This is a genomic window from Agromyces excoecariae, assembly GCF_051715505.1.
Taxonomy (GTDB): domain Bacteria; phylum Actinomycetota; class Actinomycetes; order Actinomycetales; family Microbacteriaceae; genus Agromyces.
In genome coordinates this window covers 150392-174021 of the sequence record NZ_JBPSLA010000011.1, presented here as the reverse complement: position 1 = coordinate 174021, position 23630 = coordinate 150392, and the positions used below count along the sequence as shown (strand labels likewise).

Here is a 23630-nt window from a genome sequence, read left to right as displayed (position 1 = left end):
CCTAGAGGGGGATGTTGCCGTGCTTCTTGGCCGGCAGGCTCGCACGCTTGGTCCGGAGGGCGCGCAGCGCCTTCGTGACCGACACGCGCGTCGCCGCGGGCTCGATGACCCCGTCGAGCTCGCCGCGCTCGGCGGCGAGGAACGGCGAGGCGACGTTGTACGTGTATTCGTTCGCGAGCTTCGTGCGGACCGCCGCGACGTCCTCGCCGGCCTCCTCGGCCCGCTTGATCTCGCCGCGGTAGAGGATGTTCACGGCGCCCTGGCCTCCCATGACCGCGATCTCGGCGGTCGGCCATGCGAGGTTGATGTCGGCCCCGAGCTGCTTGGAGCCCATGACGATGTAGGCGCCGCCGTAGGCCTTGCGCGTGATCACGGTGACCAGCGGGACCGTCGCCTCGGCGTACGCGTAGAGCAGCTTGGCGCCGCGGCGGATGACGCCCGTCCACTCCTGATCGGTGCCGGGCAGGTAGCCGGGCACGTCGACCAGGGTGAGGATCGGGATCGAGAACGCGTCGCAGAAGCGGACGAACCGCGACGCCTTCTCGCCGGCGGCGATGTTGAGCGTGCCGGCCATCTGGCTGGGCTGGTTCGCGATGATGCCGACCGAGCGACCCTCGACGCGCGCGAAGCCGACCACGATGTTCGGCGCGAACAGGGGCTGCACCTCGAGGAAGTCGCCGTGGTCGACGATGCCCTCGATGATCGAGTGCATGTCGTACGGCTGGTTCGGCGAGTCCGGGATGATCGCGTTCAGCCTGCGGTCGTCGTCGGTGATCTCGAGTTCGACCTCGGCTTCGTAGACCGGCGCCTCCGACATGTTGTTGTCGGGAAGGAACGACACCAGCGTGCGGGCGTAGTCGAGCGCATCGGACTCGTCGCTCGCGAGGTAGTGCGCGACGCCCGAGATCGTGTTGTGCGTGAGCGCGCCGCCGAGCTCCTCCATCCCCACGTCCTCGCCGGTGACGGTCTTGATGACGTCGGGGCCCGTGACGAACATCTGGCTGGTCTTGTCGACCATGATCACGAAGTCGGTGAGTGCGGGGGAGTAGACGGCGCCGCCGGCGGCCGGGCCGCAGACGATCGAGATCTGCGGGATGACGCCCGAGGCGGCGGTGTTGCGGCGGAAGATCTCGCCGTACTTGCCGAGTGCGACGACGCCCTCCTGGATGCGGGCGCCGCCGGAGTCGAGGATGCCGATGATCGGCACGCCCGTCTTCAGCGCGTGCTCCATGACCTTGATGATCTTCTCGCCCGCGACCTCGCCGAGCGAGCCCCCGAAGATGGTGAAGTCCTGCGAGTAGACCGCGACCGGGCGACCGTGGATCGTGCCGAGCCCGGTGACGACGGCGTCGCCGTAGGGGCGCTTGGCCTCCATGCCGAACGCGTGCGTGCGATGCCGTACGAACTCGTCGAGCTCGACGAACGAGCCCGGGTCGAGGAGCTCGTCGATGCGCTCGCGCGCGGTCATCTTGCCCTTGGCGTGCTGCTTCTCGATGGCCGCCTCGCCCGAGGCCGTCACGGCCTCGTGGTAGCGCTGCTTGAGGTCGGCGAGCTTGCCCGCGGTGGTGGAGAGGTCGGGGCCGTCGTTCGTCGATTCGGTCACGCCGTTCACTCTACCGGCGCCCATCCGGCCCGGTTCGTTGAGGGTTTCCCACAAAAAGCCGTCCGTGCGTGGTGGTGATCGCCACCGACCCGACCTCGTCGGACACTACCCTGAACCTCGAGGGAACGGGAGGTCGCATGGACTGGGAGCGTTCGAGACGAGCGGTGCCGCGGTTCGAGTGGCTCGATTCGACCGGGTCGACGAACGACGTCGTCCGCGACGGGGTCACCGGTGCGGATGCCGCGAACTGGCGGCACGGATCGACCGTCGTGACCGACGACCAGACGCACGGTCGCGGTCGGCTCGGCCGGACCTGGCTCGCGCCGACGGGGAAGACCCTCGCGATCTCCGTCCTGATCCGCCCGCGCGAGCTCGGCGGGTCGCCGCTCCCGCCAGACGCACTCGGCTGGCTCCCGCTCATCGCGGGTGCGGCCATGACCGAGGCGGTCCGCGGTGCGCTGGCCGCGGCATCCGTCGACCGAGGCGGAGAGGAGGACGGCACCGGCGGCGTCGAGGCTTGGCTGAAGTGGCCGAACGACGTGCTCGTGTCGGGGTTCAAGGTCTGCGGCATCCTCTCGGAGCTCGTCGACGACGACGCCGTGGTCATCGGGGCGGGCCTCAACCTCACGCTCGACGAGCACGACCTCCCCACCCTGACGTCGACATCCCTCCAGCTGGCGACGGGGGTGCGGCCCGATGCCGACGCCGTGCTCGCCGACTACCTGGAGCGGCTGCTCGGGCTCACGGCCGACTTCGCCGGCGCCGCCGGCGACCCGAACGCGAGCGGCGTCGCCGATCGCGTGACCGGGCTGTGCGGCACGCTCGGGCAGCGGGTGCGGGTCGAGCTCCCGGGCGGGGGCGACCTCGTGGGTCTCGCCGAGCGCATCGACCCCGACGGCCGTCTCGTGGTGCGCGACGACGAGAACGGCGATGCGCAGGCTGTCGCCGCGGGGGACGTCACGCACCTGAGGTATTAATGGGCCTATGGGGCAGACGGCCGAGGTCCCCGCGCCCGATGGCGCGGAGCGCGTCGTGGCGCGGGTGCGCCGCCACGGTCGCATCCTCGTGCTCCCCGCGCTGCTGCTGATCGCCGTGGCCGGGGCGACGGCCTACGCGGTGCCCTGGCTCGACGACGGATGGCCCCGCCTCGCGGCGATCGTCGGCGGCGCGCTCATCGTGGTCCTCGGCGCGCTGCTGCCGTACCTCGGGTGGCTGAGTTCGCGCACGACCATCACCACGCGTCGGGTCATCGTCCGACGGGGGCTCTTCGTGCGGGTCCGACGCGAGCTCTGGCACCGCACCGGCTACGACGTCCGGGTCACCCGGTCGTGGCTGCAGCGGGTCTCGGGCTCGGGGGACGTGCGGCTCGAGACCGGCCATGAGGTGGCCGTGGTCGTCCGCGACGTCCCGGCGCCCCTCACCGTGCAGGCCGCATTGCACGAGCTCATGGCCGAGGCGCACGCGCTCGGCGGTCCGGCGGTCGGCCCCGCGGCCAGGCCGGCGGCGTTCGCGACGTCCGACTCGCTTCCGTGGGGCGGTCGCTGAGATCCGGCGACCCCGTGCGAACGGCGTCCGTGGATACGGCGCGAGGGTGGAGCGCGTACTCTGGTCCGCGGCCCGCGCACGTCGAGCGGGCCGTCGGGCACGGAAGGGCGAGACCACTTGGGCGAGGAATGCATCCACGGATTCGACGAGGGACTCTGCGCGATCTGCTCGCCCCCGCCCGAGCCCGTTGCGAAGCCCAAGCCGTCGCGTGCGGCGCGCACGACGACCGGTCGCACCACCGCGCGTGAGCGCACCGTCGCGGGCGGCGCCGCGCCGGGGGCATCCGCTCGCCCGTCGCGGACGGCCGGGGCCGCATCGGCGGCGCCGGTCGACGTGGGGGCCACGCGCATCTACCACGTGACCCACGTGGAGAACCTCGGGCGGATCCTCGGCGCCGGCGCCCTCCTCGCCGACGCGGGCGATCCGCCGGCAGCGCCCGCGGTCGACATCGCCGCTCCCGCCGCGCGCCAGTACCGTCGCAGCGCGAGCGTGCCCGGAGTCGAGGCCGCCGTGGCCGAGTACGTGCCCTTCCTGTTCAGCACGGATGCGCACGTGTGGGACGCGATCCGCACCGGCACCCCCGATCCGCGCCTCGCGGCCGAAGCGGTCGATCGGGCCGCGGCCGACCACGTCATCCTGGTCTCCTCCGTCTCCGCGGCGGTCGGCGCCCGGCGTGAGACCGACGGCGAGGTCGTGGTGAGCGGGACGGATGCCGCCGTAAGCGGCGCCGACCTCGCAGCCGACTGGGCGGCGGTCTCCCGGGCGATCGTGCGGCTCACGCTCGCCGACGACGGCGAGGGTCTGCGTACGGGCGAACTGCTCGTGCGCGGACGGGTGCCGCTCGAGCGGATCGCGCTCATCGCGGTGTCCAACGACCGCGTGCGCGATCGCGTGCGCGCCGCGTTGAACGCGGTCGGCGCGAAGACGAGGGTCGCGGTCTATCCGCCGTGGTTCCTCGGCTCGACCGACTGAACCGGGTCGGCGGAACTCGGGCGGGAGCCGTCCGTCGCGGCCGCGGTCGACCCCGGGCCGCGCATCGCCGCGGGCGGCACCGCGTGCGCGAGCGGTGCCGCCTCGAGCGGCGGCTGCTCGAAGAGCGACCGCTGCGCCTCCTCGACGCGGGCGAGGTTCGACAGCCCGTCGCTGCGATGGTGCCCGTACACCCAGTACCGGTACAGCACGAACCGGAAGGCCGTTCCGAGCCCGAGTCCGATCACGTTCGACGAGATGTTGTCGGCGAGCAGGCTCGTGAAGCCGAGCACGTGGTGGCTGACCCAGAGGCAGGCGAGCGAGATCGCCATGCCGCCGAGCGAGACGACGAGGTACTCGGCGAACTCGCGCAGCACGTGCCGACGCCGGTGCCGCCGGAAGGTCCAGTAGCGGTTGCCGAGCCAGTTGAACATGATGGCGACGCTCGTCGAGATCGTCTTCGCACCGATCGCCGTCTGCGCCCACGTGTCGGTGCCGAGGAGCCCGACGCGCAACGCGTTGAAGAGGGCGACGTCGATCACCAGCCCGATGAGCCCGACGACGCCGAACTTGACGACGTAGGCCAGGAACCCGTGCCACGCCCGGGACGCGAGGGCGCGGAGGGTCTCGGGCACCCCACGATCCTACCGAGCGCCTCGCCCTAGACTGGGATGTCGCGGCGACCGGCGTCGCGGGAACGGATGGTGCGTCACGTGCGAGTCGGAGTGATCGGCGCCGGGCAGCTGGCCCGCATGATGATCCCCGCGGCGATCGAGCTCGGCGTCGAGCTGCGGGTGCTCGCGGAGGCCGACGGCATGGCCGCCGGCCTCGCGGCCGACCGCGTCGGCGACTACACCGACGTCGACGTGGTGCTGGCGTTCGCTCGCGAGGTCGACGTCGTCACGTTCGACCACGAGCACGTGCCGCAGGACGTGCTGCGCGCCCTCGTCGACGCCGGGATCCCGGTGCACCCCGGGCCGGATGCCCTGCGCTTCGCGCAGGACAAGCTGCTGATGCGCGATCGCCTGTCCGAGCTCGGCCTCCCCGTGCCGGACTGGGCGCGCGTGTCGACGGCCGAGGAGCTCGACGCGTTCATCGCCGAACACGGCGGCTCGGCCGTCGTGAAGACGCCGCGCGGCGGCTACGACGGCAAGGGCGTGCGCGTCGTGGGCAGCGCGGCCGAGGTCGCCGAGTGGTTCGCCGCGATCGCGGAGGACGGCCGCGACGGCGCGCTGCTCGTCGAGGAGCTCGTCGACTTCCGCCGCGAACTGGCGCAACTCGTCGCCCGGCGGCCGTCGGGCGAGGTCGTCGCCTGGCCGCTCGTCGAGACGGTCCAGGTCGGCGGGGTGTGCAGCGAGGTCATCGCGCCCGCGCCGCATTCGGCGGGGCGGCTGGCGGACGTGGCGGCCGACGTCGCGGTCGCGATCGCGGAGGGCCTCGGCGTGACCGGCGTCCTCGCCGTCGAGATGTTCGAGACCACCGACGACCGCGTCCTCGTCAACGAGCTCGCCATGCGGCCGCACAACTCGGGGCACTGGAGCATGGACGGTGCGACGACCGGCCAGTTCGAGCAGCACCTGCGCGCCGTGCTCGACCTCCCGCTCGGCGGCACCGGATGCCACGCCGAATGGGCCGTCATGGTGAACCTCCTGGGCGGGCCGGCCGAGGGAAAGCTGGCCGACCGCTACGCCGAGGCGCTCGCGTCGCACCCGACCGTCAAGATCCACAACTACGGCAAGGAGCCGCGGCCCGGCCGCAAGGTCGGCCACGTGACGGCGATCGGGGACGACCTCGACGACGCGGTCTACGAGGCGCGCGCGGCGGCCGCGGCGCTGCAGGACTGAGGCGCGTCCGCTCCCCGTCGGGCGGAGCGCCGCTGCGGGGAACTCGCAGTCGGCGGCCCTAGTATCGATCGGGTGATCGCAGGCAACCCCACCGCCCCCCTCGTCGGCGTCGTCATGGGCTCCGACTCCGACTGGTCCGTGATGAAGGACGCGTCCGAGTTGCTCGACGAGTTCGGCGTCCCGCACGAGGTCGAGGTGGTCTCTGCGCACCGCACGCCGGAGAAGATGATCGCCTACGGCAAGGAGGCAGCGGCCCGGGGCATCCGCGTCATCATCGCCGGCGCCGGCGGCGCCGCCCACCTGCCGGGCATGCTGGCATCCGTCACGACGCTGCCCGTCGTCGGCGTGCCGGTGCCCCTCGCGCGCCTCGACGGGCTCGACTCGCTGCTGTCGATCGTGCAGATGCCCGCCGGCGTCCCGGTCGCCACCGTGTCGATCGGCGGCGCGAAGAACGCCGGGCTCATCGCGGTCAAGATCCTCGCGACGTCCGACGAGGCGTTGACCGCCTCGCTCGCCGAGTACGCAGCCTCGCTCGCGGCGCTCGTCGAGGAGAAGAACGAACGGTTGAAGTCGAGCCGATGAGCCTCGCCGAGAGCCCGATCCGCTATCCGGACACCGGCTCGCGCCCGCTCATGACGCGGCGCGGGTGGTGGCTCGTCGGCCTCAACATCCTGATCCCGGGGTCGGCGCAGTCGCTCGCCGGCAACCACCGGCTCGGTCGCATCGGCCTCGGGGCCACGCTCGCACTGTGGGCGCTCGCGATCGTGGCGATCGTGCTCCGGTTCGTCGCACCGACGGTGCTCTTCACGCTCGTCTCCAACAGCGTGTTCCTCTGGGTCATCGCGCTCGCCCTCGTGTTCTACGGCGTGCTCTGGGCGGTCCTGACCCTCGACACCCTGCGGCTCGTTCGCCTCGTGAAGACCGAACCGTCCGCGCGGGCATGGATCGCCCTGTTCGCGGCGGCCGTCATGGTCCTCGTGTCCGGGGGCGCGGCCTACGGCGCCTACGTGGCGACCACGGCGAGCGGGTTCCTGTCGTCGGTCTTCGTCGCGGGTCCGAGCGAACCCCCGGTCGACGGCCGCTACAACATCCTCCTGCTCGGCGGAGACTCCGGACCCGACCGGGAGGGGATGCGCCCCGACTCGATGACCGTCGCCTCGATCGACGCCACGACCGGACAGGCCGTGCTCATCGGACTGCCTCGCGACCTCGAGGACATCCCCTTCCCGTCCGATTCCCCGCTCGCCGCCGTCTACCCGGAGGGGTACGGCTCGATCGACGGGTGCGAGGTGGACGTCTGCCTCCTGAACTCGATCTACACCGAGGTCGAGCTGAAGAGCCCCGAGATGTACCCCGACGCGGCCGCCCAGGGCAGCCAACCCGGCATCGAGGGGATGCGCGACGCCGCGGAGGGCGTCACCGGCCTCACGATCCAGTACTACGTCCTGATCGACATGCAGGGCTTCGAGGCGCTGATCGACGCGCTCGGCGGCGTCGACATCACCGTCGAGGAGCGGCTGCCGATCGGAGGCGACGAGAACCTCCAGAACGTCGACGGGTGGGTCGAGGCCGGGCCGCAGCACATGAACGGGTACACCGCGCTCTGGTACGCGAGGGCGAGGCACGGGACGAGCGACTACGACCGCATGGAACGTCAGCGGGTGCTGCAGGAGGCGATCCTCCTGCAGTTCACGCCCACGAACGTGCTGACCAAGTTCCAGGCCGTCGCCGAAGCCGGCGCCGAGACGGTGAGGACCGACATCCCGCAGTCGATGCTCGGCTACTTCGTCGACCTCGCGGGCAAGACGCGGGAACTCCCCGTCCAGACGCTGGAACTCACGCCCACCAGCGGGATCGACCCGGCGGACCCCGACTGGGACGTGATCCACGCGATGGTGCAGGAGGCCCTCCTGCCGGTGACCGCCGAGCCCACCGCCGAACCCGCCGAGGGCTGAACCCGCCGGGGCTGGACCCGCGTGGCTGGACCGGCTCTGACCGCGGCCGGGCTCGCGGTCAGAGGTCGGCGTGGAGTTGCCAGACCCGTTCCGCGGAGTCGCGCCAGTCGAAGGCGTTCGAGCGGTCGCCGCCGGCGATCGAGAGGCGGTCGGCCAGGTCGGGGCGTTCCACGATCGCCGTCACCGCCGCAGCCAGCCCATCGACGTATCCGCCGCCCACGCCCACCGGCACGGAGAGGCCGGCATCGGCCGCGACCTCCGCGTACGCGGGCGCATCGGAGTGGATCACCGGCGTGCCGAGCGTGAACGCCTCGATGATCGCGGTGCCGTCGCCCTCGTCGTGGCTGGGCGCCACGAAGGCGGTCGCCCCGGCGATCAGGACGGCGAGCGTGCCCGCATCGGCGGTGTCGATCGAACGGACGCGGCCCGGAGCCACGCCCGACTCCTCGGCGACGGTCGCGAGGTGCTGGTCGCCGTACGATTCCGGCCCGATGACCACGAGGGGGATGTCGGGTGCACCCGGCCGTCCGAGCGCCTGGAGCAGGTCGACGAGTCCCTTCCGCGGCTCGAGCGTGCCCTCCGCGACGAGGTAGGCCGAGGGCAGGTCGAGCTCGCGGGCGATATCCGACGCAGCGGGCGGGATGCGGAGCCCGAGACGAGGCCCGGTGCCGATGACCCGGATCCGGTCGCCGAAGTCGGCGATGTCGGCCAGTCGTTCGGCGAGCGCGTGGGTCGGCACCACGATGGCGTCGGCGTGCTTCCGTGCGCGCTTCAGCATCGCCTTCTGCCAGGCGACCGAGGTCGATGTCAGGGACTCGGGGTGCGTCCACGGCAGCAGGTCGCGGACCGTCACCACGACCTGCTCGGTACCGGCCGTGCGATCGTGCCGTCGGAGCGGGGCGAACAGGCTCGGTGCGTGGATCATGCCGCCGCCGGGCGAGGTCGTGACACCGAACTGCCACGCGGCAGCGAGGTCGCGTCGTGCGAGGCTCGACTTGTAGAGTCCGGCCAGTCCGGGCAGCGCCTCCATGACGCGGTCGTAGTCGCGCGGCAACGAGCTCGACACGATGCCCTCCACGTCGCAACCGGTCGGCGCGGTCTCGATGAGGGCTCGGCCGAGCGCCTCGGTGTACCGCCCGACGGGGCCGGGCACCGGCGCCATGAGCTGGTCGACGATCATCCGGAGCGTGGTGGGCATGCCCCTCCTTCGAAGTCGGTCGGCGTCAACTGTACCGTCGGCCGCCTCGCAGCCCGCCGGCTCGGCGATCGGTGTGGACAGCCGATGCCGTGCGGACAGGGCAAGATGGATGGGTCCCCCTCCGAGCGAATCCGAGAGTCGATGCCTTCACGTCCTGACCCGCGCGTCGTCGCCGTCGTCGTCGCCTACAACCGACGCGACCTGCTCTCAGAGGTGCTCGCGGCCCTCGCGGCGCAGACGAGCCCGCTCGCCTCGGCGGTCGTCGTCGACAACGCCTCCACCGACGACTCGGCGGACGTGGCACGCGCAGCGGGCCCGTTCGTCGACCTCGTCCGACTCGATCGCAACACCGGTGGCGCCGGCGGATTCGCCGCGGGCATGGCGACCGCGCTCGTCGACGGCACGCCCGACTGGTTGTGGCTGATGGACGACGACACCGTCCCGTCCGAGACGGCGCTCGCCGAACTGCTCGCAGCGGTCGACGGGACCGACCTCGTCGTGGCCGGGTCGCGGGTCGAGTGGTTCGACGGGACCGAGCACCCCATGAACACTCCTCGGCCGAAGCCGTTCGCGAGCGCGCGCGAGCGGCGCGCCGCGGGTGCGCGCGGGAGCATCCCGATCCGGAGCACGTCGTTCGTCTCGATGCTCGTCCGTGCCGACGTGGTGCGCGAGATCGGGCTGCCGATCGCCGACTACTTCATCTGGAACGACGACTTCGAGTACTCCACGCGGGCCCTTCGCGGCCGGCACGGCGTGCACGTGCCGTCCTCGGTCGTCGTTCACAAGACGCGCGTGCTCGGCGCGACGGATGCCGATCCGGGTCACCGCTTCTACTACGAGGTGCGGAACAAGCTGTGGATGTTCCGCCGCTCGCGGAGCCTCGCGCCGTGGGAGAAGGTGCTGTACGGCGGGTCGAGCGTCGTGCGATGGCTGCGGACGGTCATCCGCTCGAAGGACCGCGCGACGCTCGCCGACGGATGGCGGAGGGGATGGCGCGACGGCACGAGGTTCCGACCGCGCCCCAACTCCGTCGCGCTCGCCGGGCTCGGACGAGCCAGCGCGGCGGTCGCGGCGGTGGAGCGCTCGTGACCGAACCCTTCACGCTGCTCATGGCGGTCTACCGCGGCGACCATCCCGTCCACTTCGCCAAGGCGTTCTCGTCGAGCGTCGGTGGGCAGTCGCGTCGGCCGGCGCAGGTCGTCCTGGTCCAGGACGGCCCGGTGTCGCCGGGTCTCGAGGGCGCGATCGAATCCGCCATCGCGGAATCGCCCGTCCCGGTCGTGCACCATCGCATCGAGCAGAACGCCGGCCTCGCCGCGGCCCTCGACACCGGCCTCGCGCTGAGCGAGCACGACATCGTCGCTCGAATGGACGCCGACGACATCTCGCTCCCCGAGCGCTTCGCCGCCCAGCTCCCACTCATCGAACGCGACGGCCTCGACCTCGTCGGGACGGGAATGCTCGAGTTCCTCGACGACGACGGCTCGATCGTCGGCCGCCGCGTGCCGCGCACCGGGCAGGCCGAGATCGAGCGCTACGCGCGATTCCACGATCCGTTCAGCCACCCGACCGTCGTCTACCGGCGATCCGCCGTCGAGCGCGCGGGCGGATACCAGCCCCTCGGGCTGATGGAGGACTACTGGCTGTTCGCCCGGATGATCCATGCCGGCGCGCGTGTCGGCAACATCGCCGAGGCGCTCGTGATGTACCGCGTCGGCGAAGGGGCCTACGCGCGGCGCGGCGGTCGTGCCCAGTGGCGGAGCGAGATCGCGCTGCAGAGGGCCCTCCGTCGGATCGGGTTCACGACCCGTGTCCAGTACGTCCGCAACGTGCTCATCCGAGGCACCTACCGATTCGTCCCGGAACCGGTGCGTCGACGCGCCTATCGCCGGCTCATCGCCCGGGGCCACGGCACCGACCGCGGCTGAGCGGTCGGCCCGGCGGAGGCGATACCGCGATCGGATCGTGATCCGACGCGCCGAGCCGGGTTCGCCGGGGCGGACCCGGGTCCGCCCGTACCATGGGCCCCGTGTCCCGCCATTCGGGAAGATGCGGGGGAGGGCATGGCGTCGATCCGGGCGATCCTGACCGCGGGAGCGGTCGCACTCGCGCTGGTCGCCGGCGCGATCACGGTCCAGGTCGCGCAGCCCCAGGCGGCGAGCGCGCAGGCCGATCCCAAGGACTTCAATGCGGGCATGATCATCAGCGACGCGGTCTTCTACGACAGCTCGGCGATGAGCGTCTCGGCGATCCAGAGCTTCCTGAACGCGAGGGTGCCGAACTGCGCGAGCGGGTACGTGTGCCTCAAGGACTACAGCCAGTCGACGACGAGCCAGCCGGCGCGCAGCGAGGGCTGCGCGGCCTACACCGGGCAGGGGAGCGAGACGGCCGCGCTCATCATCTACAAGGTCGCACGGGCCTGCGGCATCAATCCGCGATCGCTCATCGTGCTGATCGAGAAGGAACAGGGCCTGATCAGCGACTCGACGCCGTCCTCGCGGCAGTACCGGTCGGCGACCGGGTACGGCTGCCCTGACACCGCCGACTGCGACGCGGTCTACTACGGATTCTTCAACCAGGTGTACAACGCCGCGTGGCAGTTCCGGAAGTACCGCGCGAACCCGACGATCCGGGCCTATCAGGCCGGGCGCTACAACACCATCCTCTGGCACCCGAACACCGCCTGCGGGTCGTCGCAGGTGTACATCCAGAACCAGGCGACCGCGGGCCTCTACATCTACACCCCCTACCGGCCGAACGCCGCGTCGCTCGCGAACCTGTACGGTACGGGGGATTCCTGCTCGAGCTACGGCAACCGGAACTTCTGGCGGATCTTCACTGACTGGTTCGGCTCGACGAGCGCGCCCGCGGCGGTGACCTACGTCCCCATCGACACCATCCCCCTCGTGTACGCGATCAACTCAGAGGGCGACCTGCGGCTGTACGCCGGCACCGGGCGCGGATCGTGGCACCCGCCGGTGCGGACGGGCATCGGCTGGGGCGGCATGCGCGTCGTCATCGGAGCGGGCGACCTCACGGGCGACGGGCACCGGGATGTCCTCGCCCTGGACGGCTCGGACCGCCTCTGGATCTATCCCACCGACGGATACGGCCGGTTCCGGCCCCGCGTCGCCGTCGCCGGGGACTTCTCCGGACGAGACGCGATCCTGGCCGCGGGCGACTTCGATTCCGACGGCGCACAGGACGTCCTGAGCCGCAGCACGGACGGACGACTCTGGCTTCACGCCAACAACGGAACGGGCACGCTCGCCCCGCCGCGCCTGGTCGGCGTCGGATGGCAGGGATTCGACGTGCTCTTCGGTGGGATCGACTTCGACGGCGACGGCGCAGCCGACGTGATCGCGCGAGCGAAGGACGGCGGGCTCCTGCTCTATCGCGGGGACGGCCGTGGCGGATGGAACGGGGCCAAGCGGATCGGAACGGGCTGGTCCGGCATGACCGCCATCACGAGCCCGGGCGACTTCGACGGCGATCGGGCGCAGGACGTGCTCGCGCGAGACGGTGCGGGCTCGCTCTGGCTCTATCGGGGCGACGGCCGAGGCGGTTGGCTCCCGCGGGCCAGGGTCGGGAGCGGCTGGTCCGGGATGACGGTGATCGCGGGTCCCGGCGCGGTCGCCGGGCGGGCGTCCGCGCTCACCACCGGCGTCGGCGACGTGACCGGCGACGGTGCGAGCGATGTCGTGGCCCAGAGCAGCGACGGCGCGACCTGGATCTACCCGGGCGACGGTTCGGGCGGATGGCTCGCCCGACGGGCGGTGACCGGCGAGTTCGGCGACCTCGAATCGCTGTTCGGTGCGGGCGACTTCGACGGCGACGGGCAGCGCGACCTGATCGGCCTCGACGCATCCGGCGCCCTGTGGCTGTATTCGGGCCGCGGCGGGGGGTCCTTCGCCGAGCGCCGGCTCATCGGCACCGAGTGGGGCGACTTCACCGCGGTCCGGGCCGCCGGCGACGCCAACGGCGATCGCAGGTGGGACCTCCTCGCCCGTGATGCGGACGGCGTGCTCTGGCTCTATCCCGGCGACGGCTCGGGCGGCTTCGGAGCGCGCGGGCAGGTCGGAACCGGGTGGCAGGACATCCGGGAGTTCTTCAGTCCCGGCGACTTCGACGGCGACGGCCGGTCCGACCTCATCGCCGTGACCTCGACCGGCGAGATGCGGCTCTACCCGGGCAACGGCACCGGCGGGTACCGGGCGCCCGCGCAGATCGGCAACGGCTGGCTCGGGATGACGTGGGTGTCGAGTCCGGGTGACTTCGACGGCGACCAGCGATCCGACGTGCTCGCGCGCACGTCGGAGGGCGACCTCCGCCTCTACCCGGGGGACGGGGACGGCGGATGGCTGACCGTTCGGACGATCGGCTTCGGATGGTCCGGGATGCGTCTCATCGGCTGAGTCCCGCGCTTCGCGGCAGAGCGAACCGGCGGCGCGAACCGCCGTCCCGGGCCGGGCTAGGATTGGCGGGTGTTCTGCGCCAGGTCTGACTCGTGACGGTCGACGTACCGCTCGCGGAGATCGTGATCGCCGTGCACGACGCGCGTCGTCCCGTCGCGCGTGCGATCGGGTCGGTGGTCGGGTCCGAGGCCGCCGCCGCGGGCGCAGTCCGGGTCACGGTCGTCTGCCACAACATCCCGCGTTCGGCGTTCGATGAGACGATCGGACGGTTCGCGGACGCACCCGTCCGCTGGGTCGAGCTCGCCGACGGCATCCCCAGCCCGGCCGGACCCTTCAACCACGGCGTCGCCATCGCCGAGGCGACGTACGTCGGAGTGATGGGCAGCGACGACCGGTTTGATCGCGGGGCGATCGACTCCCTGGTCGGACATGCGGCTGCCGACGCCCCCGATGCCGTGCTCTATCCGATCCGGCACCAGGACGGGCGCGTGATGCCGAACCCCCTGGTCCGGCGCGGCCGGTCCCGACGACTCGACCCGGTCCGCGACCGGCTCGCGTACCGGACGGCACCCCTCGCGCTCATCAGGCGCGACACGATCGATCGGCTCGGCCTCGGCTTCTCCGTCGGTCATCGGAGCGGCGAAGACGTCGAGTTCTCGACGAGGCTGTGGAACCTCGCCGATCGCATCGACTTCCACCCCTCGGACCCGTGCTACGTGATCGGCGCCGATGCCGAGGACCGGGTGACGAGCACACGCCAGGAGGTCCGAGACGAGCTCGGTCCCTTCCAGGAACTCCTCGACGCACCGTGGGTCGCCGCGTTGGGTCCGGCGCAGCGCCTGTCGATCGTCGTGAAGACGCTCCGGATCCACCTGGTCGGCTCCGTCGTGCGCAACGCGGCCGCGGGAGCCATCGGGACTCCTGAGGCGGACGCGTACCGCCGTCTGGTCGGAAGCGGCCTGCGCCTGGCTCCCGGCGCGCTCGCACCGTTGTCCCGTCGCGATCGCGCGATCGTGGATCCGCTCCTCGAACGCGCGGTCGATCCCGATCAGCTCACCGCCGCGGGTCTCGCCCGGCCGACGGCAGGCAGGGTGCAGCGACTCCTTCCCCGGAACCTCTCGTACGCCATGCATCGAGAGGCGGATCTGCGCCGGACCCTGCGGTACATCGGGTGGCCGCGATGAACCAGAACAACGGAGGTGAGCGAGGCGAGATGACGCCGCGACTCCTGATCCTGTCCTTCTCGCCGATCGCCGGCGACGCGCGCGTGCTCAAGCAGGTGCGCCTGTTCTCGGAGAGCCATCGAGTCACGACCGTGGGATACGGCGAGGCACCGGACGGCGTCGAGCGGCATGTCCGCATCCCGGACGATCGGCCGGCCGACGCCCTGAACGGTCGCCTCATCACGCTCCGCCAGTACCGCCGCGCCTACTGGAGCCAGCCCGGCGTGAAGTGGGTCGCCGACGCCCTGCAGGAGGGGGACTTCGACCTCGCGCTGGCCAACGACATCGAAGCGGTCCCCCTCGCCATCGCGGCGGTCGGCGCCGACCGCGTCCACGCGGACCTGCACGAGTACACTCCTCGCCTCCATGAGGAGAACCGGGCCTGGAACCGCCGGATCCGTCCGTTCCACGAGTGGGTGTGCCGGAGGTACGTCGCCCGCGCGAGGTCCTGGACGACGGTGAGCGGTGGGCTCGCCCGCGAGTACTCCCGTCAGTTCGGCTTCGAACCGCGCATCGTTACGAATGCGGCGCCCTACGCCGACCTCGAACCGGGAGCCGTGGCGGATGGCACCATCCGCATCGCCCACAGCGGGGCGTGCCTCCGGAACCGGAACCTCCTCACCCTGGTGGAGGGCGTCGAGCGTGCGGCGACGCCGATCACGCTCGACCTCTTCCTGACGCCCAACGATCCGGGGCACCTGGAGGAGATCCGGACGCGGGCCGAGAAGAGCGACCGCGTCACCCTCCACGACCCGGTCCCGTACCGCGACCTGATCCGCACGCTCAACGCCTACGACATGGGCGTCCACGTGCTCCCGCCGGTGAACTTCAACAACGAGTGGGCGCTTCCGAACAAGCTGTTCGACTACGTGCAGGCTCGACTCGGCGTCATCGTCGGCCCGTCCGCCGAGATGGCGGGGTACGTCCGCGAGCGCGGACTCGGCGTCGTCGCCGACGACTTCGACGTCGACGGCCTCGTCGGCGTCCTCGACGGACTCGACGCCGAGGCGGTCCGCAGCTACAAGGCCGCCTCGCACGCCGCCGCGAGGTCGATGTCGGCCGAGGAGCAGGTGCACGTCTGGCGCGAATGCCTCGAGGCGATCGCCGACGGAGCACGCGCATGAGCGGCGATCGCCTCCTGATCCTCTCGTTCTCGAACCTCGTCTCCGATGCGAGAGTCCTCAAGCAAATCACCGAGTTCACGGGGGACTACGAGGTCACGACCTGCGGATACGGACCCGCGCCGGAGGGCGTGGTCCGCCACCTGCAGCTGCCCGACGACGCGCGTGCCTGGCGATACGACAAGGCCGCCGTCGTGCTGCGACGGTTCCGGCGGGCGTACTGGACCAACCCCGCGGTCGCGGCCGCGTGGTCGATGCTCGAGGGTTCCCGGTTCGACATCGTCCTCGCCGACGACGTCGACACGGTCCCGATCGCGCTCCGCCTCGCGCCGGCGCGCGGTGTGCACGCCGACCTCCACGAGTACGCACCGAAGCAGAAGGAGGACGTCCTCGTCTGGCGGCTGTTCCTCGGCCCGCTGATGACCTGGCTCGTCCGCCGGTTCGCGACGCGCGCCGACTCCGTGACGACCGTCGGCCAGGGGATCGCGGACGAGTACCGCCGGGTCTTCGGCATCGACGCGGGGGTGGTGACGAACGCCGCTCCGTTCGTCGACGCACGGCCGGGGCCGGTGGGAGACCGGATCCGCCTGGTACACAGCGGGGCCGGGCTGCGCGACCGCAACATCATGACGCTCGTCGATGCGGTCGAGGCGGCGAAGACGCCGGTGACGCTCGACCTGTACCTCACGGAGAACGACCCGAGCCTGATCGAGGAACTGCGTCGGAGGCAGTCCGACCGGGTCACGTTGCATCCGCCGGTGCCGTATGCGCAGCTCTCCTCCACCCTCAATGCATACGACGTCGGCATCCACGCGCTGCCGCCGACCAGCTTCAACAACCGATGGGCGCTTCCGAACAAGCTCTTCGACTACGTCCAAGCGCGACTCGGGGTGCTGATCGGCCCGTCGCCGGAGATGGCGAACGTCGTCGAGCGGTACGCCATCGGCACGGTCGCGTCCGGCTTCGGCGTGGAGGAGCTGGCCGCGGCGATCGATCGGATGGACGCGAGCAGCGTCGGTCGGTGGAAGGCGGCATCGGATGCCGCCGCCCGTGAACTCTCGAGCGCGAGCCAGGTCGCGGGTTGGCGTCGCGCGATCGACGCGCTCGCCGGACGCGACCGCTCAGCGTGAGTGCCGGACGAGCTCCTCGATGACCCGCTCGGCAGCGTGGCCGTCCCCGTAGGGCGTGGCATCCGTGGCGCTCGGTCGGGCCCGTGCGGCCGAATCGAAGATCGCCTCGGCGCTGTTGGCCAGGACGTTCCACCCGAGCTCGATCGTCTCGACCCACTCGGTCTCCGTCCGGACGGTCGTGCAGGGCACGCGGAGCAGGAACGCCTCCTTCTGGAGTCCGCCCGAATCCGTGACGACGGCGCGTGAGGACAGTACCGCGTTGATCAGGTCGGGGTAGGCCAGCGGCGCGTGCGAGACGAGCGAACCCGCGTCGAGGTCGATCCCGTGCTGTTGGGCGCGAGCGACCACGCGCGGGTGCGCGAGGAGCACGACCGGGTGGTCCATCGCCGAGAGCGCGCTCGTGATCATGCGCAGCCGCGCCGGATCGTCGGTGTTCTCGGCGCGGTGGATGGTCGCCACGGTGTACCCGCCGGGCGCGAGGCCCAGTTCCTCCATCAGCGCCACCGGCCGGCCCGACTGCGCGTCGCGGACCTGCATGAGCACGTCGGTCATCACGTCGCCGACGACGACCGTCCGTTCGCCGAGGCCCTCGTCCCGGAGATGCGCGGCGGCGACGTCCGTGGGCGCGAGGAGCAGGTCTGCGGCGTGGTCGGTGAGCACCCGGTTGTGCTCCTCGGGCATGCGCCGATTGAACGAGCGAAGGCCCGCCTCGAGGTGTGCGACGGGGAGGTGCAGCTTCACGGCGCTCAGCGCCGCGGCGAGCGTCGAGTTGGTGTCGCCGTAGACGAGCACCCAATCGGGGGAATGCTCCTCGAACACCGCGTCGAGCGCGCCGAGGATCGCGCCGGTCTGCACGCCGTGGCTGCCCGATCCGACGCCGAGGTGGACGTCGGGTGCGGGGATGCCGAGGTCTTCGAAGAAGACGTCCGAGAGCATCGGGTCGTAGTGCTGTCCGGTGTGCACGATCTCGTGGTCGACGCCCGCGGCGGAGGCCGCGTGGGCGATCGGGGCGAGCTTGACGAACTGGGGGCGGGCGCCCACGACGCTGATGACCTTCACGGGCCTCGATTCTACGTGCCCGGGCCGGTGCTAGCGTACTCGGGTGAAGGTCCTGGTCGTCACCACGTGGTTCCCGTCCGCGGTCGCACCGGCTTCCGGGGTCTTCGTGCGCCGGGACGTCGAGCTGCTCCGTCGCGCGCACGAGGTCGACGTGCTCCACCTGCACCCGCATGGCGCGGTGGGGGCGGCGGATGCCACGCCCGGTGTGCGTCGCCTGCCGATGTCGACCTCGAATCCCCTCGACATCCTCGGGGCCTCCCGTGCACTGCGTGCCGGACTCGGGCGATACGATCTCGTCCACACGATGTCGCCGTCCGCGCTGCTGCCGTTCGCGCCAGTGCGCGTCCGCATTCCCTGGGTCCATACCGAGCACTGGTCCGCGCTCCTGGACACGTCGACGGTCGGGCTGCCGACGCGACTGGGCCTCGCCGCGGCCATGCGGCTCATGCGACGTCCCGACGTCCTCGTCGCGGTGAGCAGTGCGCTCGCCGAGCACCTCTCGTCCCGGCTCTCACGGGCGGTCGACGTCATCCCGAACGCCGTCGACGCGCCCGAGCGACCGACGCCACGAGCCGATCACACGGACCCGCTCCGGCTCGTCGCGGTCGGCGGTCTCATTCCGAGGAAGGGGCCTGAGATCGCCGTCGAGGCGGTCGCCGAGCTCCGCCGCCGTGGTCGCGACGCTCGACTGACGTGGGTCGGCGACGGGCCGTCGCGCGCGGGGGTCGAGGCGCTCGCCGAGCGGCTGGGCGTGGCTGAGGCGATCCGGCTCCCGGGCGGGATGGCGCCGGAGGGGGTGCTCGGCGCCCTCGAGGCATCCGACCTCTTCCTGCTGCCGACCGCGGTCGAGACCTTCGGCGTGTCGATCGCCGAGGCCCTCCTCAGCGGTCGCCCGGTCGTGGTGGGGGCGAACGGAGGGCAACGCGACTTCGTGCGCGAGCCGGACGGGATCCTCGTCCGCGAACGCACCGGCACGGCGTACGCCGATGCGGTCGAGCGATCGCTCGAAATCGCCAGGGGGCGTACCGCCGAGGACATCGCGGCGCCGCTGCGGATGCGGTTCGGCCCCGAGGCGCGGGCGGCCGCGTACGAATCCGCGTATCGAGCGGCGGCGCGCGCGCATGGCTGAGCGGGCACCCGACGTCGACGTCGTCATCGCCGTGCACGACGCGTCGCGGGCGATCGACCGCGCGGTCCGTTCGGCGCTCGATTCGCGCGCCGACGTGCGCGTGACGGTCGTCTGCCACGGACTCGACCGGACGCTGATCGCGGAGCGGCTCGGCGAGGTCGCCGACGATCGCCGCGTCCGGCTGATCGAGCTCCACGACGGCATCCCCAGTCCGGCCGGTCCGTTCAACGCCGGGTTGGATGCCGCGACCGGCCGCTTCACGTCGATCATGGGCTCGGACGACGAGCTCGAACCCGGCGCGATCGACGCGTGGCTGCGTGTCGCCGTCGGTGATCGAGCCGACGCCGTGATCCCGCCCCTGCGGCACGCGGGCGGGGCACCGATCCCGACGCCGCCGGCGCGGCCCCTGCGTCGCCGGCGGCTCGACGCGGTCGCCGACCGCCTCCACTACCGCAGCGCGCCGCTCGGGCTGGTCTCGAGGGCTCGGTTCGGCGACCTGCGCATGGCCGTCGGACCACGGGTGGGGGAGGACCTGGACTACTCCGGACGGCTCTGGACCTCTGGCGCGTCCATCAGCCTGGCCCGTCGCGCACCCGCCTACCTCGTCCACGATGACGCCACGTCGCGCGTGACGTTCACGCCCCGTCCGATCGGCGACGAGCTCGCGTACCTGCCCACGCTCCTGGCTGCGCCGTGGCTGACCGGAGCCGCGCTCGATCATCGGATCGCCTGGGCGACGAAGATGTGGCGGATCAACGTGTTCGGGGCGCTCTTCTATCGCAGCGAGCTCGAGTGGACGGCGGAGGATCGCCGCGTCCTCGCCGAGCTCGCCGGCGCCCTCTCGGCGTTCGCGCCCGGCGCGCTCGACCGGCTCTCGCGACTGGACCGCGCCCTCGTCGACGCGGCGCTGGACGTCGGGGTGGTCGACGACGAACTCAACCGCCGCGCCCTCGCCCGGCGCCGATTCCGACGTGCGGGGGCGGTGCTGCCGAGGAACCTGCGATTCGTCGCGGCACGCGACGCTCCGCTGCGCTACATGATCGCGACGCTCCTGGCACGCCGGTAGGCGATGTCCGGCGTGCCGGGAGCGGCGTCCGATCGGTCAGGCGCGGCCGATGACCCGGTAGACGACGTCGTCGCCCCACGCCTCGGGTGAGCTCACCCGACGCCCGTCGATGAACGCGCGCAGCCCGGGGAGATCGGCCGCGGCCAGGCTGCGGTACTCGGCGTGATCGGCCTGGACGATCGCGGCGTCGACCTCCTCTCCGAGGTGGAACGGCGTGAAGCCGTAGCCGGAGAGCTCCTCGTCGGTGTAGAGCGGGTCGTGCACGAGCACCTCGGCGCCGCGACGCTTCAGCGACGCCACCGTGTCGAAGACGCCCGAGAAGGCGGTCTCCTTGACTCCGCCGCGGTACGCCGCACCCAGTACGACGACGCGGGCGCCGGAGAGGTCGCCGAAGGCGCCCTCGAGCATCCCCACCGCGTAGTCGGGCATGTCGAGGTTGGCCTCGCGTGCGGCGCGGACGACGGTCGCGTCGGGGTCGTTCCAGAGGTAGAGCCGCGGGTAGACGGGGATGCAGTGCCCGCCGACCGCGATGCCGGGCTGGTGGATGTGGCTGTACGGTTGCGAGTTCGACGCCTCGATGACCTTGTAGACGTCGATGCCCGACTTCTGGGCGAATCGCGCGAACTGGTTCGCGAGGCCGATGTTGACGTCGCGGTAGGTCGTCTCGGCGAGCTTGGCGAGCTCGGACGCTTCCGCGGAGCCGAGGTCCCAGACGCCGTTCGGCCGGGGCAGGTCGGTGCGCTCGTCGAAATCGAGCACCGCCTCGTAGAACGCGACGGCCGATCGCGAACCCTCGGCCGAGAGCCCCCCGACGAGCTTGGGATACTTCCGCAGGTCCTCGAAGACGCGCCCGGTGAGCACGCGCTCGGGGGAGAACACGAGGTGGAAGTCCTGCCCCTCGACGAGTCCGGAGGTCTCCTCGAGCATGGGCTTCCATCGCCCGCGAGTCGTGCCGACCGGGAGCGTGGTCTCGTACGCCACGAGCGTGCCGGGGGTGAGGTGCTCGCCGAGCGATCGCGTCGCGGCATCCATCCAGCCGAAGTCGGGGCGGGCGTCGGCATCGACGAACAGCGGCACCACGAGCACCACCGCGTCCGCGCCGGGGATCGCGTCGGCGTAGTCGGTCGTCGCGCGCAGTCGGCCCGCGGGAACCAGGTCCGACAGCTTCTCCTGCAGGTGCGCCTCGCCGGGGAACGGCTCGATGCCCGCATTGACCAGTTCGACGGTCCTGGGGTTGACGTCGACGCCCACGACATCGTGCCCCTTCGACGCGAACTGGACGGCCAGCGGCAGTCCGATCTTGCCCAGGGCGATGACGGCGATCTTCACAGTGATGCTCTCTTCCTCGTGTGCGCGACGGGCCTCAGCAGCCGGTCACCTCGTACAGTCTCGCGTCGCCTCGTTCGGCCAGCAACGTGAGGCCGTCGGGGTCGCGCGGGAGGTCGGTCAGTCCGGGATACTGCTCGGCACGCGGATCGCCGATGAACAGCATCCGATCGTCCGAGTCGATGACATGGGTCACGCCGAGGCTGGCGGCGGCTGCGCAGGCTTCCGGGGTGCCGTCGGCCAAGCCCTCCGCCACGGCGCGATGGGCATCGGTGTACGCCCCTCCGACATGGGGGAACAGTGCTCGCCGGCCGGTGTAGGCGTAGACGAGTGCGCTCCCGTTCCACGGATTCCCGGCGATGACCGCGTCCTCCGGGACCAGGTCGGCGACGTCCCGGAAGAGCGCCAGCTCGTCGGGGTTCACCGACGGGCTCGAGGCGTCGAGGCGGTACGAGCCGGCGAGATCGCCGTCGATGCTGGGAATCGCCCCGAACTGGGTGCCGATGACCGCGAGGGCGGCGATCCCCGCGAGGACGGAGGCACGGAGGCCCGTCGACGGTTCGGATCCGCGACGACGGGCGGCGCGGTCGATCGCCTCGGACGCCAGCTCGAGGACGAGCGCGAGTCCGATCACCGCGAGCGGGACCGCGACGATCGGCCCGAGGGCGGCGAGACGGAACGCGTCGTTGTACCAGAGCCCCGTGATCGCGGTCCGGAGCGCGCCCTCGGGCCAGCCGTTCGCGACACCGAACATCACGGCCGCGAGCAGCCAGGACGCCACCAGCCAGACGGGCGTGCGACGCAGCACGAGGCCGCCGATCACGCCGACCGCGACGAGGATGGTCACCACCCAGCCGACGGTGATGTCGAGCGGACCGTTGCGCAGCGCCTCGCCGACCGAGACGTAGAACGGCCGAACCGACGGCCAGCCGTTGTCGCCGGTCTGGAATCGGGTCCAGATGAACGCCTCGACGGCGAAGACCGCCACGACCGCGACGACGATCGCGACGCGACGTGATGCTCGCGTCTCGGCGCGGAACGACCGGACGGAGGCGGCGATCACGAGCGGAGCGGCGAGCACGAAGATCGAGAACAGCGCGTTCGGGTGCGCGAGCGTCGCGGCGCCGATCGCGACGCTCGACACGACCGCCCAGCCGAGCCGGGAGATCCCGGAATCGATGACGGCGCGCTCGGAGCCCGATCGCGCGGACGCTCGGGAGACGCCGGTGATCCGCGGCGCGTTCCCCCGGAGCGCCGCGACGAGGGCCCCCAGCGCGACCGGGACGAGCGCGATCGCCAGTGAATTGGGGTAGAGCACCCCGTACCAGGAGAGCAGGTAGGGGAATGCGGCGAAACCGGCGCTGAGCGCACCAGCCAGGACCAGGAGCACCGGTCGTCCGCCGAAGAGCGCACGAACGAGGAACACGCATGCGACCGGCCAGACGAACGCGGCGACGACGAGGGTCAGCGAGTTCGCGACCATGACGGGATCGCTGCCGGTCGCCTCCATGACCAGCGCCGCGAAGCCGTGCCACGTCGTCGGGTAGAAGTTCGACGTCGCGGCCGGCGTCGTCATCGTCATGTGCAGTGGCGACGCGTCTCCGGTGTCCGTGATCCACCGGATCGCGTTGAGGTGGAAGAGGGCGTCGTAGGTCTGAGAGGGGTTGCGAGGCGACCCGATGCCGGGCACGAGGGTCGCGAGGATGAGTGCGCCGCCTGCGGCCACGCCCGCGATGGCCGGCGCCAGTTCGGGCCAGCGGCCGGCGTCGGCGGCATCCGTGAGGCGGGACCATCGGCGAACTGCGAGCGCCGCCAGTGCGGCGGCCACGGTGACGATGCCGACGGGGAGCAGGCTCCAATCCAGACCGAGGAGCGGTGCGGCGATCGAGGCCGCCCCGACGATCCCGACGGAGGCGGCGACGGTCGTTCCGGCGAACGCCACGCCGCGCAACCCCAGCAGCAGCGCGAACGGCGCCCCGGGTACGACGAACAGCGCGATCGCCAGGGCGACCGCGGGCAGCGCCTCGAGCCAGCTCATGGGTGCGGA

Annotated in this window: 20 protein-coding genes; 14 read left to right on the top strand and 6 right to left on the bottom strand. The window is 71.7% G+C overall.

The window, feature by feature from the left end; all coding sequences use genetic code 11:
• Nucleotide 1: 1 nt before the first annotated feature.
• Nucleotides 2-1627 carry an acyl-CoA carboxylase subunit beta gene (locus ACSJD1_RS11050; protein ID WP_438855355.1) on the bottom strand — a complete coding sequence of 542 codons (1626 nt, stop codon included), beginning with the start codon at nucleotides 1625-1627 and terminating at the stop codon, nucleotides 2-4.
• Between the two features lie 113 nt (nucleotides 1628-1740).
• Between ACSJD1_RS11050 and ACSJD1_RS11045 the strand changes: the two genes are divergently transcribed.
• The 3 genes from ACSJD1_RS11045 to ACSJD1_RS11035 all read left to right on the top strand — a co-directional run bounded on the left by ACSJD1_RS11045 (nucleotide 1741) and on the right by ACSJD1_RS11035 (nucleotide 4120).
• Entirely contained in the window at nucleotides 1741-2580 is an 840-nt protein-coding gene (locus tag ACSJD1_RS11045; protein ID WP_438855354.1) for a biotin--[acetyl-CoA-carboxylase] ligase, read from the top strand.
• A gap of 7 nt (nucleotides 2581-2587) precedes the next feature.
• Complete coding sequence (locus tag ACSJD1_RS11040) at nucleotides 2588-3148, top strand: PH domain-containing protein (RefSeq protein WP_438855353.1); 561 nt, start codon at nucleotides 2588-2590, stop codon at nucleotides 3146-3148.
• Between the two features lie 117 nt (nucleotides 3149-3265).
• Nucleotides 3266-4120 (top strand): DarT ssDNA thymidine ADP-ribosyltransferase family protein, encoded by an 855-nt coding sequence (locus ACSJD1_RS11035; protein ID WP_438855352.1) that lies wholly within the window; start codon nucleotides 3266-3268, stop codon nucleotides 4118-4120.
• Here the strand turns inward: ACSJD1_RS11035 and ACSJD1_RS11030 are convergent.
• Nucleotides 4087-4752: a GtrA family protein gene (locus tag ACSJD1_RS11030; RefSeq protein ID WP_438855351.1), complete on the bottom strand. Its 666-nt coding sequence runs from the start codon at nucleotides 4750-4752 to the stop codon at nucleotides 4087-4089. The genes ACSJD1_RS11035 and ACSJD1_RS11030 overlap by 34 nt on opposite strands.
• A gap of 66 nt (nucleotides 4753-4818) precedes the next feature.
• On the opposite strand from ACSJD1_RS11030, the gene ACSJD1_RS11025 reads away from it, so the two are divergent.
• The 3 genes from ACSJD1_RS11025 (at nucleotide 4819) to ACSJD1_RS11015 (ending at nucleotide 7916) form a co-directional block, all read left to right on the top strand.
• Complete coding sequence (locus tag ACSJD1_RS11025) at nucleotides 4819-5961, top strand: 5-(carboxyamino)imidazole ribonucleotide synthase (protein ID WP_438855491.1); 1143 nt, start codon at nucleotides 4819-4821, stop codon at nucleotides 5959-5961.
• Nucleotides 5962-6075: 114 nt separating this feature from the next.
• Complete coding sequence (gene purE / locus ACSJD1_RS11020) at nucleotides 6076-6543, top strand: 5-(carboxyamino)imidazole ribonucleotide mutase (RefSeq protein ID WP_438855490.1); 468 nt, start codon at nucleotides 6076-6078, stop codon at nucleotides 6541-6543.
• Nucleotides 6540-7916, top strand: coding sequence for an LCP family protein (locus tag ACSJD1_RS11015; RefSeq protein ID WP_438855350.1), 1377 nt, complete (start codon nucleotides 6540-6542; stop codon nucleotides 7914-7916). The genes purE and ACSJD1_RS11015 overlap by 4 nt, the downstream gene beginning before the upstream one ends.
• Before the next feature lie 58 nt (nucleotides 7917-7974).
• Here ACSJD1_RS11015 and ACSJD1_RS11010 read toward each other — a convergent pair whose 3' ends face one another.
• The gene (locus ACSJD1_RS11010; protein WP_438855349.1) at nucleotides 7975-9114 is read right to left on the bottom strand and encodes a glycosyltransferase; all 1140 of its coding nucleotides are present in this window, start codon (nucleotides 9112-9114) and stop codon (nucleotides 7975-7977) included.
• Nucleotides 9115-9255: 141 nt separating this feature from the next.
• On the opposite strand from ACSJD1_RS11010, the gene ACSJD1_RS11005 reads away from it, so the two are divergent.
• The 6 genes from ACSJD1_RS11005 (at nucleotide 9256) to ACSJD1_RS10980 (ending at nucleotide 17003) form a co-directional block, all read left to right on the top strand.
• Nucleotides 9256-10203, top strand: coding sequence for a glycosyltransferase (locus ACSJD1_RS11005; protein WP_438855348.1), 948 nt, complete (start codon nucleotides 9256-9258; stop codon nucleotides 10201-10203).
• A complete protein-coding gene (locus ACSJD1_RS11000; protein WP_438855347.1) occupies nucleotides 10200-11042 on the top strand; it encodes a glycosyltransferase in 843 nt (280 codons plus the stop codon). Before ACSJD1_RS11005 ends, ACSJD1_RS11000 begins: the two co-directional genes overlap by 4 nt.
• A gap of 135 nt (nucleotides 11043-11177) precedes the next feature.
• Complete coding sequence (locus ACSJD1_RS10995; RefSeq protein WP_438855346.1) at nucleotides 11178-13529, top strand: FG-GAP-like repeat-containing protein; 2352 nt, start codon at nucleotides 11178-11180, stop codon at nucleotides 13527-13529.
• A 92-nt stretch (nucleotides 13530-13621) separates the two neighbouring features.
• Nucleotides 13622-14713, top strand: a complete 1092-nt coding sequence (locus tag ACSJD1_RS10990; protein ID WP_438855345.1) for a glycosyltransferase — start codon at nucleotides 13622-13624, stop codon at nucleotides 14711-14713.
• Complete coding sequence (locus tag ACSJD1_RS10985) at nucleotides 14710-15876, top strand: glycosyltransferase family protein (RefSeq protein WP_438855344.1); 1167 nt, start codon at nucleotides 14710-14712, stop codon at nucleotides 15874-15876. The genes ACSJD1_RS10990 and ACSJD1_RS10985 overlap by 4 nt, the downstream gene beginning before the upstream one ends.
• Nucleotides 15873-17003, top strand: coding sequence for a glycosyltransferase (locus ACSJD1_RS10980; RefSeq protein ID WP_438855343.1), 1131 nt, complete (start codon nucleotides 15873-15875; stop codon nucleotides 17001-17003). The genes ACSJD1_RS10985 and ACSJD1_RS10980 overlap by 4 nt, the downstream gene beginning before the upstream one ends.
• Here the strand turns inward: ACSJD1_RS10980 and wecB are convergent.
• Complete coding sequence (gene wecB, locus ACSJD1_RS10975) at nucleotides 16995-18062, bottom strand: non-hydrolyzing UDP-N-acetylglucosamine 2-epimerase (RefSeq protein ID WP_438855342.1); 1068 nt, start codon at nucleotides 18060-18062, stop codon at nucleotides 16995-16997. The two genes, ACSJD1_RS10980 and wecB, sit on opposite strands and share 9 nt — an antisense overlap.
• A gap of 43 nt (nucleotides 18063-18105) precedes the next feature.
• Between wecB and ACSJD1_RS10970 the strand changes: the two genes are divergently transcribed.
• Together ACSJD1_RS10970 and ACSJD1_RS10965 are read left to right on the top strand one after the other, a co-directional pair.
• Complete coding sequence (locus tag ACSJD1_RS10970) at nucleotides 18106-19191, top strand: glycosyltransferase (RefSeq protein WP_438855341.1); 1086 nt, start codon at nucleotides 18106-18108, stop codon at nucleotides 19189-19191.
• Entirely contained in the window at nucleotides 19184-20257 is a 1074-nt protein-coding gene (locus ACSJD1_RS10965) for a glycosyltransferase (protein ID WP_438855340.1), read from the top strand. Before ACSJD1_RS10970 ends, ACSJD1_RS10965 begins: the two co-directional genes overlap by 8 nt.
• Before the next feature lie 36 nt (nucleotides 20258-20293).
• Here the strand turns inward: ACSJD1_RS10965 and ACSJD1_RS10960 are convergent, their stop codons facing one another.
• Nucleotides 20294-21586: a nucleotide sugar dehydrogenase gene (locus tag ACSJD1_RS10960; RefSeq protein ID WP_438855339.1), complete on the bottom strand. Its 1293-nt coding sequence runs from the start codon at nucleotides 21584-21586 to the stop codon at nucleotides 20294-20296.
• A 34-nt stretch (nucleotides 21587-21620) separates the two neighbouring features.
• Nucleotides 21621-23621: a DUF6541 family protein gene (locus tag ACSJD1_RS10955; RefSeq protein WP_438855338.1), complete on the bottom strand. Its 2001-nt coding sequence runs from the start codon at nucleotides 23619-23621 to the stop codon at nucleotides 21621-21623.
• Nucleotides 23622-23630: the final 9 nt, after the last annotated feature.